Genomic DNA, 18898 nt, shown 5'->3' with positions numbered 1-18898 from the left:
ACTATTTTTTTAAAATAAACCGCCAACCCAAGCCAACATTGGTTGTAAATTGCCTAAAACCATGCCAATTAAAATTAAAACAAAGATTAGCCGTGTTGAATTCATTTTCTTTTTCCCTAGTAACCAATAGGATAAAAGAACAATCCCTAAAGGAATTAATGCGGGTAAAATTTTATCCAACATTTCTTGAACAGATAATGTTACATCTCCCATTTTATAAGTTAAATCTAATTTGTAAGTAATTACCGAAGGAATCAAACCGCCGACCACCGTTAACCCTAAAATAGCTGCACCTTGCGTAAACAATTTCATTTTATCCGCAAATTCTGTCGCAATTTTTTTCCCTTGATGGTAACCAATCCAAGTGAATTTATAGCGAACCCATAGGACCACTGCTCCGGCAATTAACGGGATCAGTAACCCAACAACCTGGCCCCCTTGCGCCATGTAAGCTGCAATCGAAAAAACAATCGCACGATAAATCGCGATAAAAATGGTATCACCAACACCAGCAAACGGACCCATTAGACCTGTTTTCAAACCAGTAATGGCCGTTTCATCTTCAATGCCGACTTCTTCTTCCAAAGCCATATCAGCTCCGACAATTAAGTGCGACATGGCTGGCGTTGTATTCATAAAGCCAAGATGTGTCTTCAAGGCTTTCTTCATAGCTACTGGATCTTCACTGTATAGTCGCTTTAATGCAGGCATCATCACCCAAGCGTAACCAAGTCCTTGCATTTTTTCATAGTTCCAGCCCCACTGATAGCCAAAAAGATTACGGACGTAAACTTTATTAATATCCTTTTTTGTTAATTTGTTAGTCATCAATCTCAACCTCCTCATCATCTTCGTAAATAACCGTGCCACTTGTTGTAGCTGCGCCGCCTTTGTTATGATTCATCACATAAATCGCTGCTAAAGCCAAGCCAACCAGTGCGACACCTAAAACTGAGAAGAATTGGGCCCCATAAGCAAGTAACACGAACCCAATAATAAAATAGGGCCAGTATGTTTTAATTGGTAAGTAACGCATTAAAATAGCAATCCCCATCGCTGGTAAAATAGCGCCTGCTGCTTTTAACCCATTCATCACCCAAATAGGAATCCAATCATTGATAGCGTTTACAACTTGTTCACCAAAAGCTAGGCCAATAAAAACTGGGATGACACGAGAAATCGTCCAAGGAAAAATTCCTAAAACATTGCAACGCTCGACCCCTTTATAATTGCCTTCTTCCGCATAACGATCTGCTTTGTGTTGAAAAAACGTATTAGCCATTCTGCCTAAAATATCTAGTTGTGTTAATAATAACCCAATCGGAACCGCAACTCCGATACCATACTCTGCCCCTTTCCCTGAAATGATTGCATAAGCCGTTCCCATAATGGCCCCCGAAAGAAAGTCTGGGACTGTTGCTCCTCCATAAGTCGCTACGCCTAATGTCATCAATTGAAGCGTTGCCCCAATCATCAAACCTGTTTGAACATCTCCTAAGACTAGGCCAGTAAACGTTGCAGCAAACAATGGTGTATATGGACCAATCTGAATAGAAATTTGGTCAAGTACACCAACAACTGTGTAAAGACATAAAATCAAAATAATACCAATCGATACTGTCATGCTTTCTCATCCTCCTTGAATGCGTTTTCTTTTTTGTATTTGTAGAATACCATTAAAGAAATATCATTTCAAGTTCTTTTTAAAAATATTTTTAAATGAAATTACATTTCTTATATAATTTTTGTGCTATACTAAAAGAAAACGGTTTAGGAGTGATTATGTGCGGGTTTTGCTGATTTATTTCATAACTATTTTTCTATCCAATACAGTTGGGGCGCTCTCTGGGATGGGTGGAGGCGTCATTATTAAGCCTGTTTTGGATTTTCTTGGGTTCCATTCGTTAAATAGTATTGCGTTCTATTCAAGTGTCGCTGTTTTTGTCATGTCCATTTCTTCGACTTATAAACAGTATCAAAATGGTGTCCAAATTGAATGGAAAAAAGCCGCGAGTATTTCGTTTGGTTCCTTAGTCGGCGGCATGTTAGGTGATTTACTTCTTAATCAGGCGATTGCACTAGCGCCAAATGAAGAAAAAGTACAACTAATCCAATATATCATCATGTTGCTGACCTTGGTTTTGGTTCTTCTCTACAATCAATTTTCCAACTGGCACTTACACCTCAACGGATTGAGCATTTTTCTGATTGTTGGATTAGGCTTAGGGATTCTGTCAACCTTTTTAGGCATCGGTGGCGGTCCCATTAATGTAGCTTGCCTTATTCTCTTTTTTGGAATGGATATCAAATCAGCAACTGTCTATTCCATCATTACTATTTTTTTCTCCCAACTCGCCAAACTTGGCAATATCGGCTTGACCACAGGGTTTGCGGTTTTTGATTTGACAATGCTTTGGGCTATTATTCCTGCCGCTTTATTCGGTGGTTATGTCGGCGGTCTTTTCAGTAAAAAATTATCCCAACAACGGGTCGCCCAAATTTATAGTTTAGTTGTTTTTTTAGTTATTTTGTTAAATATGTATAATTTGTGGAGTGTTATCTAAAAAAGAAGCGCTTTGTCGTATAGACAAAGCGCTTCTTTTTTAATTAAATCACTGTTAATTTAACATCTATATTATTTCTTGTTGCTTTAGAATATGGGCAAATTTCGTGGGCTTTTTTAACAAGTTCTTCTGCTTTAGCTTGATCTACCCCATCAATATGAACTTCTAATTCAGCACCAACGCTAAATCCATCTTCTCCTTGGAATAAGGAAACACGTGCAGTTACTGTACTTTTACCTTCGACTTTTTCTTGATCCATCACTAATTCTAATGCACCGTTAAAGCAAGCACTGTAAGCCGCTGCGAATAATTGTTCTGGATTTGTTGTATTTTCTTTCTTGACACCTGGCGAAGCAACCGCATAAGAAAATGATTTATCCGGTGAGTGAACTTCTCCTGCACGTCCACCCGTATTAATGATAGTTGTTTCATAGATTTTTTTCATGTAAATTCCTCTCCTTTGTAAAGTTTTACACTTCTGAGAACTTGTTACTTACATAATTATTGTAGGAAACTTTGTCAGATACAGCAAACGTTGTGCTTGTGAATAATAAAAAATAACATTTAACGTTGTATTTTTGACGTAGAAAAAGAACCCATTCTATGATAGGATAAAGTGAACTTGTACATTTGTACACAAACTATTTTACAAAGGAGACTTTCCCTTGACACACTTACTTGATTATCAACCATTAAACCTCTACACAAACTATCAAGAAGCCGCAGAAAAAACACCAACTGTTCCAATTATTTTTGATGAATCTTTGCCTGCTTTTCCTGCACTTGGCTTAGAAACAACTTATGGTGAAAGCCATCAAGAAATTTTGAAACGGGCATATCAATTAGCCGCTTTAGGTGTAAAAAAAGGCGACAAAATTATTATTTATAAAAGTCCTAAATTCGACACGTATTTACTAGCTGTTGCAGCCTCATATCTAGCAGCCGTTCCTGTAATGGTTTCATACCATTTACCTTTTGAAACAATTGAAGTATTCGTTGATCGTTTAGAAGATCCTTATATTTTATTTGATGATGTGACTGCTGAAAAAGTTCAAGCTGTTCGTAACAGCTCTGCCAATAAAAAACTTTCGGTTGCTTCTCTTTTAGAAGCTGATGCCACGGAAGTTCCTCAAGACGAACTGACTAAAGACGAAATTGCCTACATGACCCACACCTCTGGAACAACAGGTATTCCTAAACTTATCTGTCATTCCAATCACTCTATGGGTTGGCGTACAAAATGGCAAAAAACCATTTTTACAAAAATTGCTGAAAAGAAATTAGTTGGCTTTCATATTTCGCCAGTTCATTCTCGTTTTAACATTGGCGTGTCTTCTTTAATGGCCATGGGCTTCCCTATGATGCCTTTAGCAAATGCTTCGAGCGAAAAAGTCGCTGAAATGTTCAGCACCTATCAACCAATCGCTGTAGAAACACACCCCAATAACTTCGTTCAATGGGTTCGTTTGACCAAAGAAAAACCTGAAGCTTTCGCTAGTGTCCATTATTATCATTCTACTTTTGATGCAATTAACAACGCTACAATGGTGGCTTTCTTAAAAGCATCTGCTGCCAATGAACCAATTTTCCTACAAGTTTATGGACAAAGTGAATGCGGGCCAATGATCTTACGAGCGCATACTTTAGACTCCCTAAAAGATTCAGATGCTCGTGACATGGGTGTTGGTTTAGAGGATTTAACACAAGCTCGAATTACTGATGAAAAAGGACAAGTTTTACCTGCGATGACGGACGGCCATATCCAATTCTTATCAAAAGGACGGGCCTTAACATATTACAAAGAAGATGCCCGCTTTGCAGAAAATGTCTACGGCGAATGGTGGGACAGCGGCGATTACGGAATGTTAGATGAACGCGGCCACTTATTCTTGAAAGATCGCCAAGTAGATCTAATTGAAAACATCGACAGTAATTTAGCTATTGAAGATCATTTATTGGATGCATTAGATTTCTTAGAAGAAGTGATTATTGTCCGTGGCAAAGAAAATGAACCTCAGCCAATTTTAGCGGTTGTCCCTGGGGAAGAAATGGATTGGGACGCTTGGTGGACACAAGTAGCCGATTTACCACATTTAAACGAACCTATCATTATGGCTTTTGACGAAATCCCTCACACAGCTACTATGAAAGTGCAACGTTTACAACTAGAAAAATGGTTAAAAGAACAATAAAATAAAATTCTTTGTTAAACAGTGTTGGTCAAAAGAACGTTTAGACCAGCGTTGGAGCAAGTGGAGCAGAAAGCTAAAAAGTTAACTCGTTGTAGGTTATCTTAAGCTTTAAAAAGAGGGGTAGTCGTCGTTTTGACGGCTGCTCCTCTTTCTTTTGCATACCGTTAATTAAATCCTTTTTGTGAAGAGCTTGACATGGGATGGTTCCCACAAATTATACTTAGCTTATTCAAAGAATGGAGTGAGCAAGTATGAAAATTTTAATTAAACAAGATTTCGACACGATGAGCGAATGGGCAAAAATGTTACTTCTAAGCACGATGAGCCAAGATAAACGAGTGAATTTATCAATTACCGCTGGTAAAACGCCAGCACTTGTTTACCAAAAATTAGCCTCGATTGTGAAAAATTCATCTGACTTTGATAATGTTCATTATTATAACTTTGATGAAATCCCCGTTCCTCATCAAAAGGAAGGCATTACTCTGACAGATTTGCGAACGCTGTATTTGACACCTGCGGAAATATCCGAGCAAAACATCCATCCATTAACTGTTGAAAACTTTCAACAACAAGAACAACGGATTGCTGACGCAGGCGGCTTAGATTTGATGTTAATTGGCTTAGGAGCAGATGGTCATTTTTGTGGGAACATGCCCACTACCACTCATTTTAAAAACGAAACCTATCAAGTGACCGTCACTGGTTCAGAGCCTTGGTTTGTTCCTGAAATGATGCAGCCAGGCATGACCTTTGTTACGATGGGGCCAGCCAGCATCATGAAAGTTAAGCATCTTGTCCTAATTGTAAATGGTGAACAAAAAGCTCAGATGGTCAAACAAGTGCTCCAAGGACCTGTCACAGAAACGTATCCTGCCTCTATTCTTCAACTCCATCCAAATTTAACGGTTCTCTTGGATGAAGCCGCAGCGAGTCAATTAGAAAAATAAAAAATTGCGCCTAGATTATGCTTCTCTGCATAGTCATAGGCGCAATTTTGTTATCATTACATGATTTTTTGATACTGACTGTATTTTAGCAAATTCGTCTGGGAAAGTGTAACACCAATACCAAGTCCCTGAGGCACGGTCATTGTCCCTTGCTCTAAAATAAAAGGTTCCGTGATGATATCTTCATAAAAATAGCGTTCCGTTGCTGAAATATCACCTGGAAAGGAAAAGGTAGGCTGTGACGCAAATTGCAAATTCAATGCGCGACCAACACCAGACTCAAACATACCACCTAACCAAACCAATAAATCATTTTCTTGGCAAAATGTGGCAATCTTCAACGCCTCGTGAATCCCACCTACACGAGGAATCTTCAAATTGATACTACGGCAACTGCCCAATGCTAACGCCACTTGGCAGTCTTTGAGACTACGAATATTTTCATCCAAACAAATTCTTGTCTTCAGTTCTCTTTGTAATTGTGCGTGATCTAAAAAATCATCTGCAGCAAAAGGCTGTTCAATCATCGCTAATTGATAGTGATCTAAACGTTGCAATTGAGGCAAATCTGCCAATGTATACGCTGAATTTGCATCGACCATTAAAGGCAAGTTAGGAAAATGCTGACGAATCAAAGCAACAGGTTCCACATCATAACCGGGACGAATTTTCAGCTTCACTCGTTGATACCCTTTTTCTACAGCTAACTGAACTTGTTTAAGCAATTGAGGTAAGTCTTCTTGAATCCCTAAACTAATCCCTACAGGAATTTTCCTCCGCGTTGGTCCAAAAAATTCAGTTAAACTCTTCTGTTGCCGTTTGGCATATAAATCCCAGATGGCAGTTTCTAACGCAGCTTTTCCCATCCAATGTCCTTTAACTTCTTCAAAAATTGTTGAAACCTCTTGCGGCTGTTCAATCGCTTCTGTTAAAAGTAACGGAATTAAATGCTGTTGGATGATGAAGCGTTCGGTTACCAACGTTTCTTGCACATAATCAGGTTGCTCAAAAGCCACTAATTCGCCAAACCCTTGATTTCCTTGCTCATCTGTTATTACAAATAGATCAAACGCTTTTTCTTCCAGGCGACCATAGCTCGTGACAAACGGCGTTTTTAAAGGCAAACGAACCTGATAGGTTTCAATTGATTGAATGTTCATTCAGATAGCTCCTTCCAATAACGCTGTCACCTTTTCATAGAAAATCGTTGGTTGTTCTAAATGGATACAATGTCCTGCTTCAGGAAAAATTGTCAGCCTCAACAACGGTTGACGTGCCTGCATTTTTTTCGCAATTCCAATAAATTTTTGATCTTCGCCGCCTACCAATAAATCGGTAGGAATCGGCTGCAATTCTGCTAGACGTTCCCAGTAACTCTCTTGCGCTCCTGTGCCCATATACCACAAACTACTAGCCAATCCAAAGGCCGATTGGCTCAAACGTTCCTGACGAATGGCCATTTGCTGTGCCACAGACAAAGCTTTTTGCGTTTGAAATAACGGTAATTCTTGCCAAAAATCAATAAAATCCACCAGCGGTTCCTCTAAAAGACGTTCCGCCAAACGATGATCTTGACAGATCCGAGCCTGACGTTCTGCGGCAGTGGCCAAACCTGGTGATCCACTTTCCAATAAAAGATGCTGTACCTTTTGTGGATAATGTAATGCAAAACCTAAAGCTGTTCGAGCGCCCATTGAATAGCCTAATAAACAAAAGCAAGGCAAATTTAGCGATTCGGTTAGTTCAGCAATATCATGGCAAACCTGTTTCATGGTATAACGCTCTGGTGCTACCAAACTAGCAGTCGCGCCATGCCCAGGTAAATCAATGCCTAAAACGTTATAAGGTGTTTGACTGGGAAAAACGGCTGCAAACGTGGCTAACGTTCCTGTGAAACCGTGTAAACAGACTACTGTCGTTCGCTTTGCATCAAAAGGTGTTAACCATTGATAATGGTACTGCATCCCCCGAATTAACCGTTCCATGAAATCCCCTGTCTTTCTACTCGTCTACCAATTTCAGCTAAAATTGATTCGTACAAATGAACATTCTCTTGGCGATTTCCTTTGACTTCTATCACTTGAAATTGTGGTTCTTCAGCCGCTGCTTGTAAAATTTGCTTGAGCTCCGCGATTGTTTTGACTTCTTGGTACGAAGCACCGTAAAGTTCAGCAACTAACGAAAAATCTAAATCAAGCGGTGTTCCAAATAAAGGCTCGAAATCGTCCTCACGTAAAGTTCGTTGAGATAGAAAAGAGAAAATCCCGCCACCATTGTTATTTAATAAAACAATTGTTAACGGCAACTGATAACGTTTAGCCAAAAATAAACCATTCATATCATGATATAGCGCTAAATCACCAATCAGTAGAACGTTTTGCTGTGTCGGTGCTACGGCACTCATTCCTAAAGCAGTTGAAACAATCCCATCAATCCCGTTGATGCCGCGATTTCCAAACATCCGATAAGGGCGACTATCCATAAATCGATCTAAGTAGCGGATAGCCATACTATTAGATACAAATAACTGACCGTTCTCTTTCATTGTTTGGTGAACAGCTAAGCTGGCTGTTGTTTCATTTAATTCTGTCGCGTTCAGCGTTTCTAGAAGAACTTCAGAGACCGTTTTTTCCAGCAGGAGCCATTGTGCTAACCAAGTCGCTTCTGTTGGTTTGACAACCGTTAGTAGTTGTTCTACAAACGTGGTTTCCTTTGCCTGAATAACTGTTTGTGATTTTTTCAATTGCTCTTGCCATTGCCCATTTTCGTCCACAAAATAAAAAGCAGTCTCTGTCGTTGCTAAGCGTTTCAACCATAACATGATGTTTTTAGAAATTGGCAGCGAACCAAAACGCACTACCACTTCTGGTTCTTGTGGCAAGGTCGCCACATTTAGAAACAGATCACTGTGTGCAATAACAACTTCACTATTTTGCCCATGTGTCACAATGTTTGCTAAAGGATCCGCTAGTAACGGCCATTGCAAAGCTTCGGCTAATTGAATAAATAACGCCGCTTCTTCCTCTGTATGACTGCCACCGACAACCAAAACGCCGTTTTTCTGGTACCATTGATCCGCTAGCTGTTGCACTTGTTCTGTAGAAAGGATTGATTGACCAGCGAATAAAGCCGTTTGTTGAGAACTCTTTGTTTTTCTCTCTAAGTCAGGTAATAATGGTTCCCGCAAAGGAAAATTCAAATGAACAGGTGCTGCAGGCGTTTGTTGCGCGAAAGCTGCTCCTTTAGCGCCTTGCCAATAGGCGTAATTCAACATCTCTTCTGTTGCTTCTGGCAAAGCCATTTCAACAAATAATTTCACGTGATTTTGATACATTTGTAATTGGTCCATGGCTTGAGGAGCGCCAACTTGACGTAACTCATGCGGCCGATCCGTTGTTAAAACGACTAAAGGCACATGGCTAATATTGGCTTCACAAATTGCTGGATAATAGTTTGCAGCTGCTGTTCCAGAGGTACAAAGTAAGACCACTGGTTTTTGACTCGCTTTACTTAATCCTAAAGCAAAAAAAGCAGCGGAACGTTCATCGACATCGACAAAAGTTTGGATTGCGGTTTCCCGATGAAGTAATAAAGCCAGTGGTGTGGAACGGGACCCTGGACTAATGACTGCTTGTTCAACCCCACTATTTTTTAAGCCTTCAATAAAGGCCATTAAATAATCGGTCATTGTTTCTTGATGATTCATTAAACCTGCCCTCCAATTCCTCGTAACATCGGTTGAAATTTTATTTTCGTTTCTTCTCTTTCTAGCTCTGCTTGAGAATCAGCAACGATACCACAACCTGCATAAAGAACGCCTTGCTGACCAGCAAAGACACCTGAACGCAAGGCCACAGCGAACTCGCCACTATCATCATTCCCTGAAATCCAACCGATTGGCGCACCATATAACCCACGACTCCCTGGCTCATATTGTCGAATCCATTCGACTGCCAACTCTTTGGGCTCACCACCTAAAGCTGGCGTTGGGTGTAACTGCATCACACTTTCCAAGAACGAAATTCCCGGTTTACGTTGACCCGAGATTGGCACATAAAGATGTTGTACATCTCGATTTTCCAAAATAATAGGTGCTTGAATACTGTTTTCAGAAGTCGTCATCTTCGCCAACTCTTTCGCTAAACGTTCCACCACAATTTGGTGTTCTCCGGTATTTTTGCGGTCTTGTAAAAGTTGCGCTCCTAAAGCTTTCGTTTCTTCTGGTGTTTGACCCGTTTTAATGGTTCCTGCAATACAAGCGGTCGCAAACGTTTCTTTAGTACCCAACAGAAGTCGTTCTGGTGTTGCACCAATGAAACTTGTGTCTTTGGCTTCTAAAGCAAACAAATACGTATTTTGTTGTTGTGCCATTAAATTAACGAGCACTTGGTTACTTCGAATTTTTTCAGGACTGCTCACAGCAAGTTGTCGAGCCAAAACCACTTTTTTTAAAGGGCCATCTTCTCTTAAGACTGCTACTGTTTCGTTGACAGCTTGTAGCCATTCAGTCACGGCAACTTCTTCCTTGTCAATCTTTGTTTCCGCTACAGCTGGCAACTCCTCACAGGTAGCTAACAAGCGATCAAACTGAGCCACCAAAGTCGACCAACGTTCCTCGACTTCTTGTTCACTAGAACCTGAAAAGTTCAGCGTTCCATAAATACGTGAACCTGAAAAAGTAAATAGAATACTTGGTAGATAAAACCAACCTTCCCCTAACTCTCCCCAGGCCTCAGTAGGCGTTTGTTCTGTATCAAAAGGCAAACCGCCAAACAGAAGGCCCCCCGTACCAGAAATAGACATATTTTGAAAACGAGTTGCCGCCTCTTTTTTTAAAAAGTTGTTCAATTGATGCGTTTCTGTTTCTGCGCCTTTTAAGATAGTTTCATATCCGAAGCCAACCAAAGCAAAATCTTTTTTCGGCGTTTGCCAAAAAAAACGTTCTCCTTGGTATGCCTTTTCACCAGCGGCAAAAATTGCCAAGGCTGTTTGTTCTGTTTCTAATGGAAAAACCCAACTGAACTGACGGGCATTCTTCTGATAGGCTTGTCGTAATTCATCAGGCAATTTCATCTGATTAAAAACGCCTCTCTTTCTTCTGTCATGAAACGATGTTTGGCAATCTTTCCACTTGCTGTTTGCGGGAAAGAATGACAAAAATAAATGCGTTTCGGTCGTTTATATTTTGCCAGTTTTCGTGAACACTGGTCTTGAATTTGCGCTAAGGTGATTTCTTGGTCACTAATCACATATGCAACTGGGACGGCTCCCCATTGCGCATCTGGTTCTCCTACAACTGCCGCTGCTTTAATTCCTGTTATCGCCTGTAACACCTGTTCAACCTCAGTGGGGTAAATATTTTCACCACCAGAGATAATGAGTTCACTTAAACGACTAACCAAATACAGGTAACTTTGTGCATCTAAATAGCCCATGTCGCCTGTTTTAAACCAACCATCTGCTGTCCATTTTTCAGGTTGACGCTGGTTAAGGTAACCTGAAACAACGTTTGGTCCCTTAAGTAAAATTTCCCCGACTTGCTTTTCTGGCTGTTCTTGTCCTAGTTCATCAACAATTTTGATTTGCATATCTTTTAACGGTTGTCCAGCAGAGCCGATTTTCAGTGCCGCATCTTCAAATTTCAAGGCAACAACTTGCGAACACGTTTCCGTCATCCCGTAAGATTGAATGACTGGAATCCCTTTTTCCTCACACTGCGCTAATTTATCCGGAGCAATCGGTCCGCCGCCTAATAGCATTCCTTTAAAGCTGGCGCTGTAGCCAGCTTCAGGATAGACAGACAATAATTGTTGTAACATTGTCGCAACCACTGAAATGACGGTTCCACGGCCTTCTTGTAAATCTTGTGTCACTTGCTGTTCATCAAATTTATCGTAAAGGCGAATACTACAACCTAAGACGAGTTGTCGAACAACAATCGACAATCCGCTAATGTGAAATAATGGGACTGCACACAACCAACAATCTTCAGCAGTAATCCCCATATTTTCTTGAGTGCCTCTAGCACTGGCCAAATGATTTTTAAACCGTTGCAAGACCCCTTTAGGCTGTCCTGTAGTTCCAGATGTATACATAATAGAAGCCACCGACTCTAAGTCACTTGGCTGTTGAAACTCCTGATGTGAAAGACTATGCTGTTTTTTAATCATTGGCTGAACGTCGACAAAAGAAATTTCTTCTAACAAAGCCTGCGTTTCAGGCGCACCAATAATCGTTTTAACTTGCGCATCTTTTAACTGAAAAGTCAGTTCAGCAAGTGTCAAATGCGTATTTAAAAATAATAACTCTTTCCCCAATTCCCATAAGGCTAGAATTGAAAAATACAACTCTTTGCTGTTCTTACTGAATAAAGCCACACGTTTTTCTTCTGGTGCAAGCACCTGTTGATATGTGGCTACCCAATGGCTGACTTCTTGTTGCACTTCTAAAAACGTCCAAGATTCATCCTGAAAATAAAAAGCAGGATGATCGGGACGTTTTTGTACTTGTTTATTTAACCAAGTCATTGGTTTATGGGAATTTAGGGAATTGATCGAAATCTGGTGTCCGTTTTTCTTTAAATGCATCTCGGCCTTCTTGTGCTTCAGCCATTGTATAGTAAAGAAGTGTCGCATCACCAGCTAATTGTTGCACACCAGCCAAGCCATCTGTATCGGCATTTAAAGAGGCTTTAATCATCCGTAAAGCAATCGGGCTTTTGGTTAACATTTCTTCTGCCCACTCCATTGTCACATCTTCTACTTGTTCCAATGGAACAACTGTATTAATCCAGCCCATATCTAAAGCTTCTTGAGCAGAATACTGTTTACACATAAACCAAACTTCTTTTGCTTTTTTATGGCCGATAACACGCGCTAAGTAACCTGAGCCGTATCCACCATCAAAGCTACCGACATTTGGTCCTGTTTGCCCAAACTTAGCATTTTCCGCCGCAATTGTTAAATCACAAACTAATTGTAAAACATTGCCGCCACCAATGGACCAGCCTTTCACCATTGCGATGACTGGTTTGGGAATGACACGGATTAACCGTTGTAAATCTAACACATTTAAACGTGGAATGTTGTCTTCGCCAACGTAACCACCATTACCTCGAACTTTTTGATCGCCACCAGAACAGAATGCTTGGTCACCTGCGCCTGTTAAAATAATAACCCCGACATCTTCTTTATCACGACTAATGTTGAATGCATCAATCATTTCCATGACTGTTTTTGGTGTGAATGCGTTGTGAACATGCGGGCGGTTGATAGTAATTTTTGCTACTTTGCCTGCTTGCTCAAATAAAATTTCATCATATTCTTTAATTGTTGTCCAGTTTCTCATTAGGAAACCTCCTTCATTAATCTCATCTTTTCTATTATACACAAGAATCGGCACTTTAGAGAAAAAGTCGCTTGAATTTTAAGAAAAAACATGGCTATTTCAAATTTTCTTCATTCCTGTATAATAAATAAAAAACCTTTTATTCTCTCTTTTATTAGAAAGGACTGATTACTATTCATCTTTTAGAGTATTTAGGCATCACGATTCAACAGGTTTCTGCTGAGAAATGTCAGCTTACTTTAGCGGTAAAAGACGTGCATAAACAACCCTATGGCCTTGTCCACGGGGGCTTAAACGGCGTCTTAATTGAAACTGCCTGTAGTTTAGGTGCGAACGAAAACGTTCCTGAAAACACTTTTGCTGTCGGCATAGACTTACAAGTAAATCATCTTCGTAGTGTCCATGATGGTAGCCTTACCGTGATTGCGACACCCGATCACTCGGGAAAGACCCTTCAAGTTTGGGAAGCAAAAATATATAACGCAGACCACCAATTGACGAGCGTGGGGCGTTGTACCTTAACAAATCGACAAAAAAAACAGTAATCTTTACAGGTTACTGTTTTTTTGTTTATGGTTTTTAATAAGTAATTAGATTACTTCGTTTATTTAATTTTAGTACCAACCATTTGCTAACCAGAATGATTTAGCTGCATCCCATGAACCATAGCGACCTGCTACGTACTGATCTGCCACGCGTTCTTGGTTGGCAGGTGAATAGTCACCATTTAAATAAGAGGCAGATAATTGGTAACGACCGATATACTGACCGTTTGTTGCATCGTAAGAACCACTAGATTCACGTTGTGCGATCCACTCTTTTGCATCACTGCTTGCGGCAGGTGCTGCTGGTTGCGCTACTTCTTGAGCAACAGGTTGTTGTACTTCTTGTTGTACTGGTTGTGCAACAGGTTGTTCAACTACTTGTTGAACTGGTGCAACTTCTACAGCTGGTGCTGGAGTATTAGCAACTTCTTTTTCTGAACGAATAACTAATTGTTCTCCTTCAAAAATTAAATCAAGGTTTGGCAATTTGTTATCAGAAGCAATTTTTTGAATTAAGCTATTGTCTCCTGCAAATTGATGAGAAATTGTTGATAAAGTATCTCCTGCTTTAACTGTATATAAGCTTTCTGCGTTTGCGTCTGTTCCTAAGAATAATCCTAAACCTGCGGCCAAAGTTGTTCCAAGTAAAATCGTTTTGATTGATTTCATGTATGTTTCTCCTTTGTAATTAAAAATATTTGATTGTTGCTCTTAGCTCTCGGCAACAACCACGTCTGCTTCGCTTTATCGAAACGACTTCACATACTTTATCATCGAATGGCCGGCCGTAGGTGAATATCTCGTGACAATTTATTACTAGAATGTCGGTTTTGTTACATTTTGTAATAAAAAGCTGCTGGAAGCTTGATATTATCCTGTTTATATTTTGCGAAAAAAAGTTAAAAAAACAGGATTTTATTTTCGAGAAACCGTTTTCTAACCCTTGATTAGCCATTAAATGTCGGTTTTTTTACATTCGTTTCAGTCAAAAAGTAACAAAATGTTAAAGATACTAGACATGAGAATGTTTTTTTCAAAAACTCAGGCCTAAAAAGAACGGGTGTTTTTTTTGAATTTTTTTATCATTCACTATTTTTATTTTTCCTTCTATATATAGTTAAATTTTTTGTCGTATTCATTTTTTGATTCTGAAAAAACACTAAGCACTTCCTATTGAAACAAAAAGAGTTAAACAAAAAAATCTTATATTTTGCTTGTTATTTATTCATTTTAATCTTATTCAAAAAAAGAACAGCTAAAACGACTGTGAAAACAAAGTATTGAAAATAAAGCAGAATAAATATTCATTTTTATTGTAATTCACGAATAAAAAACAAATAATCATTCGAACGTTTGTTATTTAAAAACGTAATCAGTTTTTTATCTTTCTATTTTCCAATCTATGAGTAATAAAATATATGAATCTACATTTAAGTCATTTTATTATCAAATATTCTGAATATTATAAGAATTGGAGTTTTATCTATGAGTGACAAAGAACAACTTGAGAAATTAGACAAATCCTTTCTGGGACAACCGAAAGGACTAGCAACACTGTTCTTCACAGAAATGTGGGAACGTTTCAGTTACTACGGCATGCGTGCTATTCTAATGTATTACATTTACGATACCGTAGCCAATGGCGGTTTAGGTCTCCCCAAAGCAACTGCCTTAGCCATCATGTCCATTTATGGATCAATGGTTTTCATGTCCAGTATCATTGGCGGTTGGGTCTCTGACCGTGTCTTAGGTTCAAGGAAAACTGTTTTTATTGGTGGTTTGCTAATCATTGCTGGACATATTGTTCTCGCTACCCCATTTGGTGTCCCCGCCTTATTCGTTTCTATTATGTTGATTGTGTTTGGGACTGGGATGTTAAAACCAAACGTTTCAGGGATGGTTGGTCATCTTTATTCAAAAACTGACTTACGTAGAGATGCAGGCTTCTCCATTTTTTACATGGGGATTAATATCGGAGCCTTAATCGCTCCCCTTGTTGTCGGAACTTTAGGACAAGAATATAATTATCATTTAGGCTTTTCAGTTGCCGCAGTAGGGATGTTCTTCGGGCTACTACAATATTATTTCCAAGGACGTAAATCTCTTGCTGGGATTGGTCAGGCCCCAACTAATCCAATGTCTAAAGAAGAGCAAAAGAAATTTGCTAAAGCATTTATGTTGGCAATTGTCGTTGCTTTACTTATTTTTGGTGGCGCCTATGTCACAGGACATTTAACAATTGATTTCTTTATTAATACCATCAGCGTGTTAGGAATCCTGTTACCAGTTTATTATTTCAGCAAAATGTTAACGTCTAAAGATGTCACTGCTGAAGAAAAACCAAAAGTTCTGGCTTACTTGCCATTATTCTTAGCAGCAATTGTTTTCTGGTCATTGGAAGAACAAGGTTCGTCTATTCTTGCTCTATTTGCAAATGAACGGACGCAAACGAGTTTGTTTGGCTTCCCGATTGCCGCTAGCTGGTTCCAATCATTAAATCCTGTATTCGTAGTTATTTTGACCCCTATTTTTGTTACATTATGGACAAAACTAGGTAAACGTCAACCATCAACCGTTGTGAAGTTTTCACTAGGGCTAGTCTTTGCTGGTCTTTCCTTCGTCTTATTAATGTTGCCAGGTCTACTTTATGGTACCGAAGGACGGGTGAGTCCACTTTGGTTATTCTTTAGTTTCTTCATTATGATTGTCGGAGAAATGTGTTTATCTCCCGTTGGCTTATCGATTACTACAAAATTAGCACCGAAAGCTTTCGAAGCTCAAACCGTTGCTATTTGGTTATTAGCAGATGCCGCTTCACAAGCCATTAACGCTCAAATTGCTCGTTTCTATACACCTGGAACAGAGTCAGCATATTTTGGGATTGTCGGACTTGTAGCTGTCGTTGCTGGGATTCTCTTATTCATTGTGAAAAAACCAATCCAAAACTTAATGGGTGACGTCCGTTAAACCGTCAAAAAGTTGCCTTTCTCTTTTTTGAAAGGCAACTTTTTTATACAGCGTTTTGATAACGTTTTCATCAAGTGGTATACTAAATAGAAGGAGGACGAGGACATGCGTTACTTAATTGGCGGTATTTTTTTATTGATTAGTATCTGGCAATTCATTGTTACTGGACGGACATTTTCCTACTTAAAGAAAGAGGGCGGTAAAAGAACCTCACCATTTATTCTGTTAGGACTATGGAGTAGTTTAGTGTTTGCTATTATTTCATTTGCTGTGGCGATTGCTTCTTTCTTTTATGTGAGTTTTTAAGGCAAGTGTATTTTATATTTTGTCTTATTAAGCAACAAAAACATCTCAAAAAATCGAGATGTTTTTTGTTGCACATTTTTATCTAAATGGAATGATATTGCGAAACTTTTTGATAGGCACTTGCTATTTTTTCAAATGGTGTTTCCTCAAAAATAGTGAACAGTCCGGGCTTATGTTTATTCAAAAATTGAATGGTTTCTTTAAGAGGTACCTGCCCTTCGCCAATGGCTACCGGAAATATCTGCTGATTTCTTATAATGAAATCTTTCAAATGAAAAGCAACGATTTTTTCACCAAAACACTCAAACGCTTCTTCTACTATTTCCAAATACGTTTTATCTATATCCACTCGAATTAAGTTGGTAGGATCCAAAATAATGCCTAAATTAGTTGAAGCAACCTCGTCAATCAATCGTTGCATTTTTTCAATTGTATGAATTGGATGATTGATTCCTGGTTCAATCCCAACAATTATCCCATACTTTTCAGCTTCTCGACATAATCTTCTAACAGAAAATAAAACTTCTTCGTAGGCTTCTTCTGTATAATTATCTTCAGTGTAATAAATCGTTTCATATATACTGCCTGTTTCAGTTGCAACGATTTTTGCCCCAAACATTGAAGCGTAACGAATGTATGTTTCAAATTGATGAAGTCGTTTTTCTCGCTCTTCTAAATCTGGATGAATCAGATTAATATAACAACTTAGGACACTAATCGTAATCTTTTCATCTTCGAAAATATTCTTCAATTGGCTTCCTAGTCCTGGAGATAGAACAGCAGCACTTGCATATTCTGGATAAGAAATACCTAAGGCAAATTGAATTGAAGTTATGTTCGTTTCAGCAATTTTTTTAGCCAATTCCACAGGAGATATTTTGGTGCCAACATCATGGGCACGTACTGCAAGTGTCAACATTTTATTCAAGCCTCACTTTCTTTATAGATTCTTCGTAATGATCAAAATGAATGATCTGATTATTCTTATGTTGCACCAAAAATTCTTTTGGTGTCATATTAAACTCTTTTTTAAAGGATTTCAAAAAGTGTGGATATGATTTAAATCCACATTTCAGGTAAACATCACTAGCACTGCGATATTCTTTTAATAACTGTTTAGCGTAAAGTAATTTCTTTTTCAGCACAAATTGATGGAAAGTAAATCCTGTATGTTTCTTAAATTCCCGCGTTACATAATACTTAGTCACAAAAAAATTTTTTTCCATCTGTTCTAAGGTTAATGGTTGATCCAAATTTTGAGAAATGTAGGTAATCATTGCTTCAATTCGTTCATTTTCAATCATTTGTTTTGGTTGGCTCTCATTCTCTTCTTTCAGAACTAATTGATTTAAGTAAATTAAAAAGTCTAACAGTTGTTGTTCATAACGAACATCCGCACCATATTCTTCTGGCAAAGGAGAATGATCTAACGGGGTCAAGTAGTTTGCTAATTTTGCTACATCCACTTTGATAACTTTACTACGACGCTGACCAAAATGTTGAAAACAAGCAGACAAGTTTGTCCGTTTACTAGATCGTTGTTGTAAAAAATCAGGTGTTAAAAAAATATACATCCGTTCAAAATCATCAGTACTCTGCTTAATAATTCGATGTAAATCATGATAATGAATGAGTAAAACGGTCCCTGCTTCAACATCAAATTGATGTCCATCTAAAAAGAACGTTGCTACCCCTTTTAACGTACAATGGACTTCATAAAAATCGTGGTAATGATAGATGGTTTTTTCTGGACTAACCATATCTTTTACATGAAAGATCTCATATTGATCTGAAATCATACTATTTACTTGTGATTTCCGGATTTCTTTTACACTCTTCAACAAGATTCACCTCTTTTTTTAGAAGTTAACTATTTTTTGAATAAACAGTTACAGCTAATGTTGGTACAATTTATTTCTTTCTGGAACAGCCGTTACCACAAAGGCTTTCTTTGTAAGTTCTAGAACAATCCCTTGAAATCAACTCTACTCAAGTAAGTTGTTTTGTGTACAATCATACGATTCACT

The 18898-nt window shown here is 38.7% G+C and carries 18 protein-coding genes; 6 read left to right on the top strand and 12 right to left on the bottom strand.

The features are described 5' to 3' along the window. Positions 1–9 precede the first annotated feature (9 nt). Complete coding sequence (locus IGK27_RS01780) at positions 10–828, bottom strand: PTS system mannose/fructose/sorbose family transporter subunit IID (protein ID WP_002355336.1); 819 nt, start codon at positions 826–828, stop codon at positions 10–12. Beyond that, complete coding sequence (locus IGK27_RS01775) at positions 821–1624, bottom strand: PTS mannose/fructose/sorbose/N-acetylgalactosamine transporter subunit IIC (protein WP_002377923.1); 804 nt, start codon at positions 1622–1624, stop codon at positions 821–823. Before IGK27_RS01775 ends, IGK27_RS01780 begins: the two co-directional genes overlap by 8 nt. A 169-nt stretch (positions 1625–1793) precedes the next feature. Between IGK27_RS01775 and IGK27_RS01770 the strand changes: the two genes are divergently transcribed. Continuing rightward, positions 1794–2564 carry a sulfite exporter TauE/SafE family protein gene (locus tag IGK27_RS01770; RefSeq protein WP_225583261.1) on the top strand — a complete coding sequence of 257 codons (771 nt, stop codon included), beginning with the start codon at positions 1794–1796 and terminating at the stop codon, positions 2562–2564. Between the two features lie 43 nt (positions 2565–2607). Here IGK27_RS01770 and IGK27_RS01765 read toward each other — a convergent pair whose 3' ends face one another. Then, positions 2608–3009 carry an organic hydroperoxide resistance protein gene (locus tag IGK27_RS01765; RefSeq protein WP_002355332.1) on the bottom strand — a complete coding sequence of 134 codons (402 nt, stop codon included), beginning with the start codon at positions 3007–3009 and terminating at the stop codon, positions 2608–2610. Positions 3010–3229: 220 nt separating this feature from the next. On the opposite strand from IGK27_RS01765, the gene IGK27_RS01760 reads away from it, so the two are divergent. Next, positions 3230–4756 (top strand): AMP-binding protein, encoded by a 1527-nt coding sequence (locus tag IGK27_RS01760; RefSeq protein WP_002373224.1) that lies wholly within the window; start codon positions 3230–3232, stop codon positions 4754–4756. Positions 4757–5007: 251 nt separating this feature from the next. Next, positions 5008–5706 carry a glucosamine-6-phosphate deaminase gene (locus tag IGK27_RS01755; RefSeq protein WP_002355326.1) on the top strand — a complete coding sequence of 233 codons (699 nt, stop codon included), beginning with the start codon at positions 5008–5010 and terminating at the stop codon, positions 5704–5706. Between the two features lie 56 nt (positions 5707–5762). Here IGK27_RS01755 and menC read toward each other — a convergent pair whose 3' ends face one another. The 6 genes from menC to menB are packed head-to-tail and all read right to left on the bottom strand — an operon-like array spanning position 5763 to position 13107. After that, positions 5763–6866 (bottom strand): o-succinylbenzoate synthase, encoded by a 1104-nt coding sequence (gene menC / locus IGK27_RS01750; RefSeq protein ID WP_002373222.1) that lies wholly within the window; start codon positions 6864–6866, stop codon positions 5763–5765. Beyond that, positions 6867–7691, bottom strand: a complete 825-nt coding sequence (menH, locus tag IGK27_RS01745; RefSeq protein ID WP_002387682.1) for a 2-succinyl-6-hydroxy-2,4-cyclohexadiene-1-carboxylate synthase — start codon at positions 7689–7691, stop codon at positions 6867–6869. After that, positions 7679–9412 (bottom strand): 2-succinyl-5-enolpyruvyl-6-hydroxy-3-cyclohexene-1-carboxylic-acid synthase, encoded by a 1734-nt coding sequence (menD, locus tag IGK27_RS01740; protein WP_010777377.1) that lies wholly within the window; start codon positions 9410–9412, stop codon positions 7679–7681. The genes menH and menD overlap by 13 nt, the downstream gene beginning before the upstream one ends. Continuing rightward, positions 9412–10779: an isochorismate synthase gene (locus IGK27_RS01735; protein WP_033626486.1), complete on the bottom strand. Its 1368-nt coding sequence runs from the start codon at positions 10777–10779 to the stop codon at positions 9412–9414. Before IGK27_RS01735 ends, menD begins: the two co-directional genes overlap by 1 nt. Next, the gene (locus tag IGK27_RS01730; protein WP_002387679.1) at positions 10776–12233 is read right to left on the bottom strand and encodes an o-succinylbenzoate--CoA ligase; all 1458 of its coding nucleotides are present in this window, start codon (positions 12231–12233) and stop codon (positions 10776–10778) included. The genes IGK27_RS01735 and IGK27_RS01730 overlap by 4 nt, the downstream gene beginning before the upstream one ends. 4 nt (positions 12234–12237) lie before the next feature. Beyond that, positions 12238–13107 carry a 1,4-dihydroxy-2-naphthoyl-CoA synthase gene (gene menB / locus IGK27_RS01725; protein ID WP_002385329.1) on the bottom strand — a complete coding sequence of 290 codons (870 nt, stop codon included), beginning with the start codon at positions 13105–13107 and terminating at the stop codon, positions 12238–12240. Between the two features lie 110 nt (positions 13108–13217). Between menB and IGK27_RS01720 the strand changes: the two genes are divergently transcribed. After that, the gene (locus tag IGK27_RS01720; protein WP_156190052.1) at positions 13218–13598 is read left to right on the top strand and encodes a PaaI family thioesterase; all 381 of its coding nucleotides are present in this window, start codon (positions 13218–13220) and stop codon (positions 13596–13598) included. A 69-nt stretch (positions 13599–13667) separates the two neighbouring features. On the opposite strand, the gene IGK27_RS01715 is transcribed toward IGK27_RS01720, so the two are convergent. Continuing rightward, positions 13668–14267, bottom strand: coding sequence for a LysM peptidoglycan-binding domain-containing protein (locus tag IGK27_RS01715; protein ID WP_002355317.1), 600 nt, complete (start codon positions 14265–14267; stop codon positions 13668–13670). 816 nt (positions 14268–15083) lie between these two features. Here IGK27_RS01715 and IGK27_RS01710 point away from each other — a divergent pair. Further along, positions 15084–16565 (top strand): peptide MFS transporter, encoded by a 1482-nt coding sequence (locus tag IGK27_RS01710; protein WP_002355315.1) that lies wholly within the window; start codon positions 15084–15086, stop codon positions 16563–16565. A gap of 105 nt (positions 16566–16670) precedes the next feature. Further along, positions 16671–16871, top strand: coding sequence for a hypothetical protein (locus IGK27_RS01705; RefSeq protein ID WP_002355314.1), 201 nt, complete (start codon positions 16671–16673; stop codon positions 16869–16871). Positions 16872–16953: 82 nt separating this feature from the next. Here the strand turns inward: IGK27_RS01705 and IGK27_RS01700 are convergent, their stop codons facing one another. Both IGK27_RS01700 and IGK27_RS01695 read right to left on the bottom strand, forming a co-directional pair. Then, the gene (locus IGK27_RS01700) at positions 16954–17790 is read right to left on the bottom strand and encodes a sugar phosphate isomerase/epimerase family protein (protein WP_002355313.1); all 837 of its coding nucleotides are present in this window, start codon (positions 17788–17790) and stop codon (positions 16954–16956) included. Between the two features lies 1 nt (position 17791). Next, the gene (locus IGK27_RS01695) at positions 17792–18670 is read right to left on the bottom strand and encodes an AraC family transcriptional regulator (RefSeq protein ID WP_002358417.1); all 879 of its coding nucleotides are present in this window, start codon (positions 18668–18670) and stop codon (positions 17792–17794) included. Positions 18671–18898: the final 228 nt, after the last annotated feature.

It is taken from the genome of Enterococcus sp. DIV0236 (assembly GCF_050558525.1).
In the GTDB taxonomy this organism is placed as follows: Bacteria; Bacillota; Bacilli; order Lactobacillales; family Enterococcaceae; genus Enterococcus; species Enterococcus faecalis.
This window is presented reverse-complemented; position numbering and strand designations above follow the sequence as displayed.

Coding starts and splice junctions, on each gene's coding strand:
- IGK27_RS01700 (WP_002355313.1), bottom strand. CDS start 17,790: ATGTTGACACTTGCAGTACGTGCCCATGATGTTGGCACCAAAATATCT.
- IGK27_RS01715 (WP_002355317.1), bottom strand. CDS start 14,267: ATGAAATCAATCAAAACGATTTTACTTGGAACAACTTTGGCCGCAGGT.
- IGK27_RS01755 (WP_002355326.1), top strand. CDS start 5,008: ATGAAAATTTTAATTAAACAAGATTTCGACACGATGAGCGAATGGGCA.
- IGK27_RS01735 (WP_033626486.1), bottom strand. CDS start 10,779: ATGAAATTGCCTGATGAATTACGACAAGCCTATCAGAAGAATGCCCGT.
- IGK27_RS01710 (WP_002355315.1), top strand. CDS start 15,084: ATGAGTGACAAAGAACAACTTGAGAAATTAGACAAATCCTTTCTGGGA.
- IGK27_RS01775 (WP_002377923.1), bottom strand. CDS start 1,624: ATGACAGTATCGATTGGTATTATTTTGATTTTATGTCTTTACACAGTT.
- IGK27_RS01695 (WP_002358417.1), bottom strand. CDS start 18,670: ATGATTTCAGATCAATATGAGATCTTTCATGTAAAAGATATGGTTAGT.
- IGK27_RS01780 (WP_002355336.1), bottom strand. CDS start 828: ATGACTAACAAATTAACAAAAAAGGATATTAATAAAGTTTACGTCCGT.
- menD (WP_010777377.1), bottom strand. CDS start 9,412: ATGAATCATCAAGAAACAATGACCGATTATTTAATGGCCTTTATTGAA.
- menC (WP_002373222.1), bottom strand. CDS start 6,866: ATGAACATTCAATCAATTGAAACCTATCAGGTTCGTTTGCCTTTAAAA.
- IGK27_RS01765 (WP_002355332.1), bottom strand. CDS start 3,009: ATGAAAAAAATCTATGAAACAACTATCATTAATACGGGTGGACGTGCA.
- IGK27_RS01730 (WP_002387679.1), bottom strand. CDS start 12,233: ATGACTTGGTTAAATAAACAAGTACAAAAACGTCCCGATCATCCTGCT.
- menH (WP_002387682.1), bottom strand. CDS start 7,691: ATGGAACGGTTAATTCGGGGGATGCAGTACCATTATCAATGGTTAACA.
- IGK27_RS01705 (WP_002355314.1), top strand. CDS start 16,671: ATGCGTTACTTAATTGGCGGTATTTTTTTATTGATTAGTATCTGGCAA.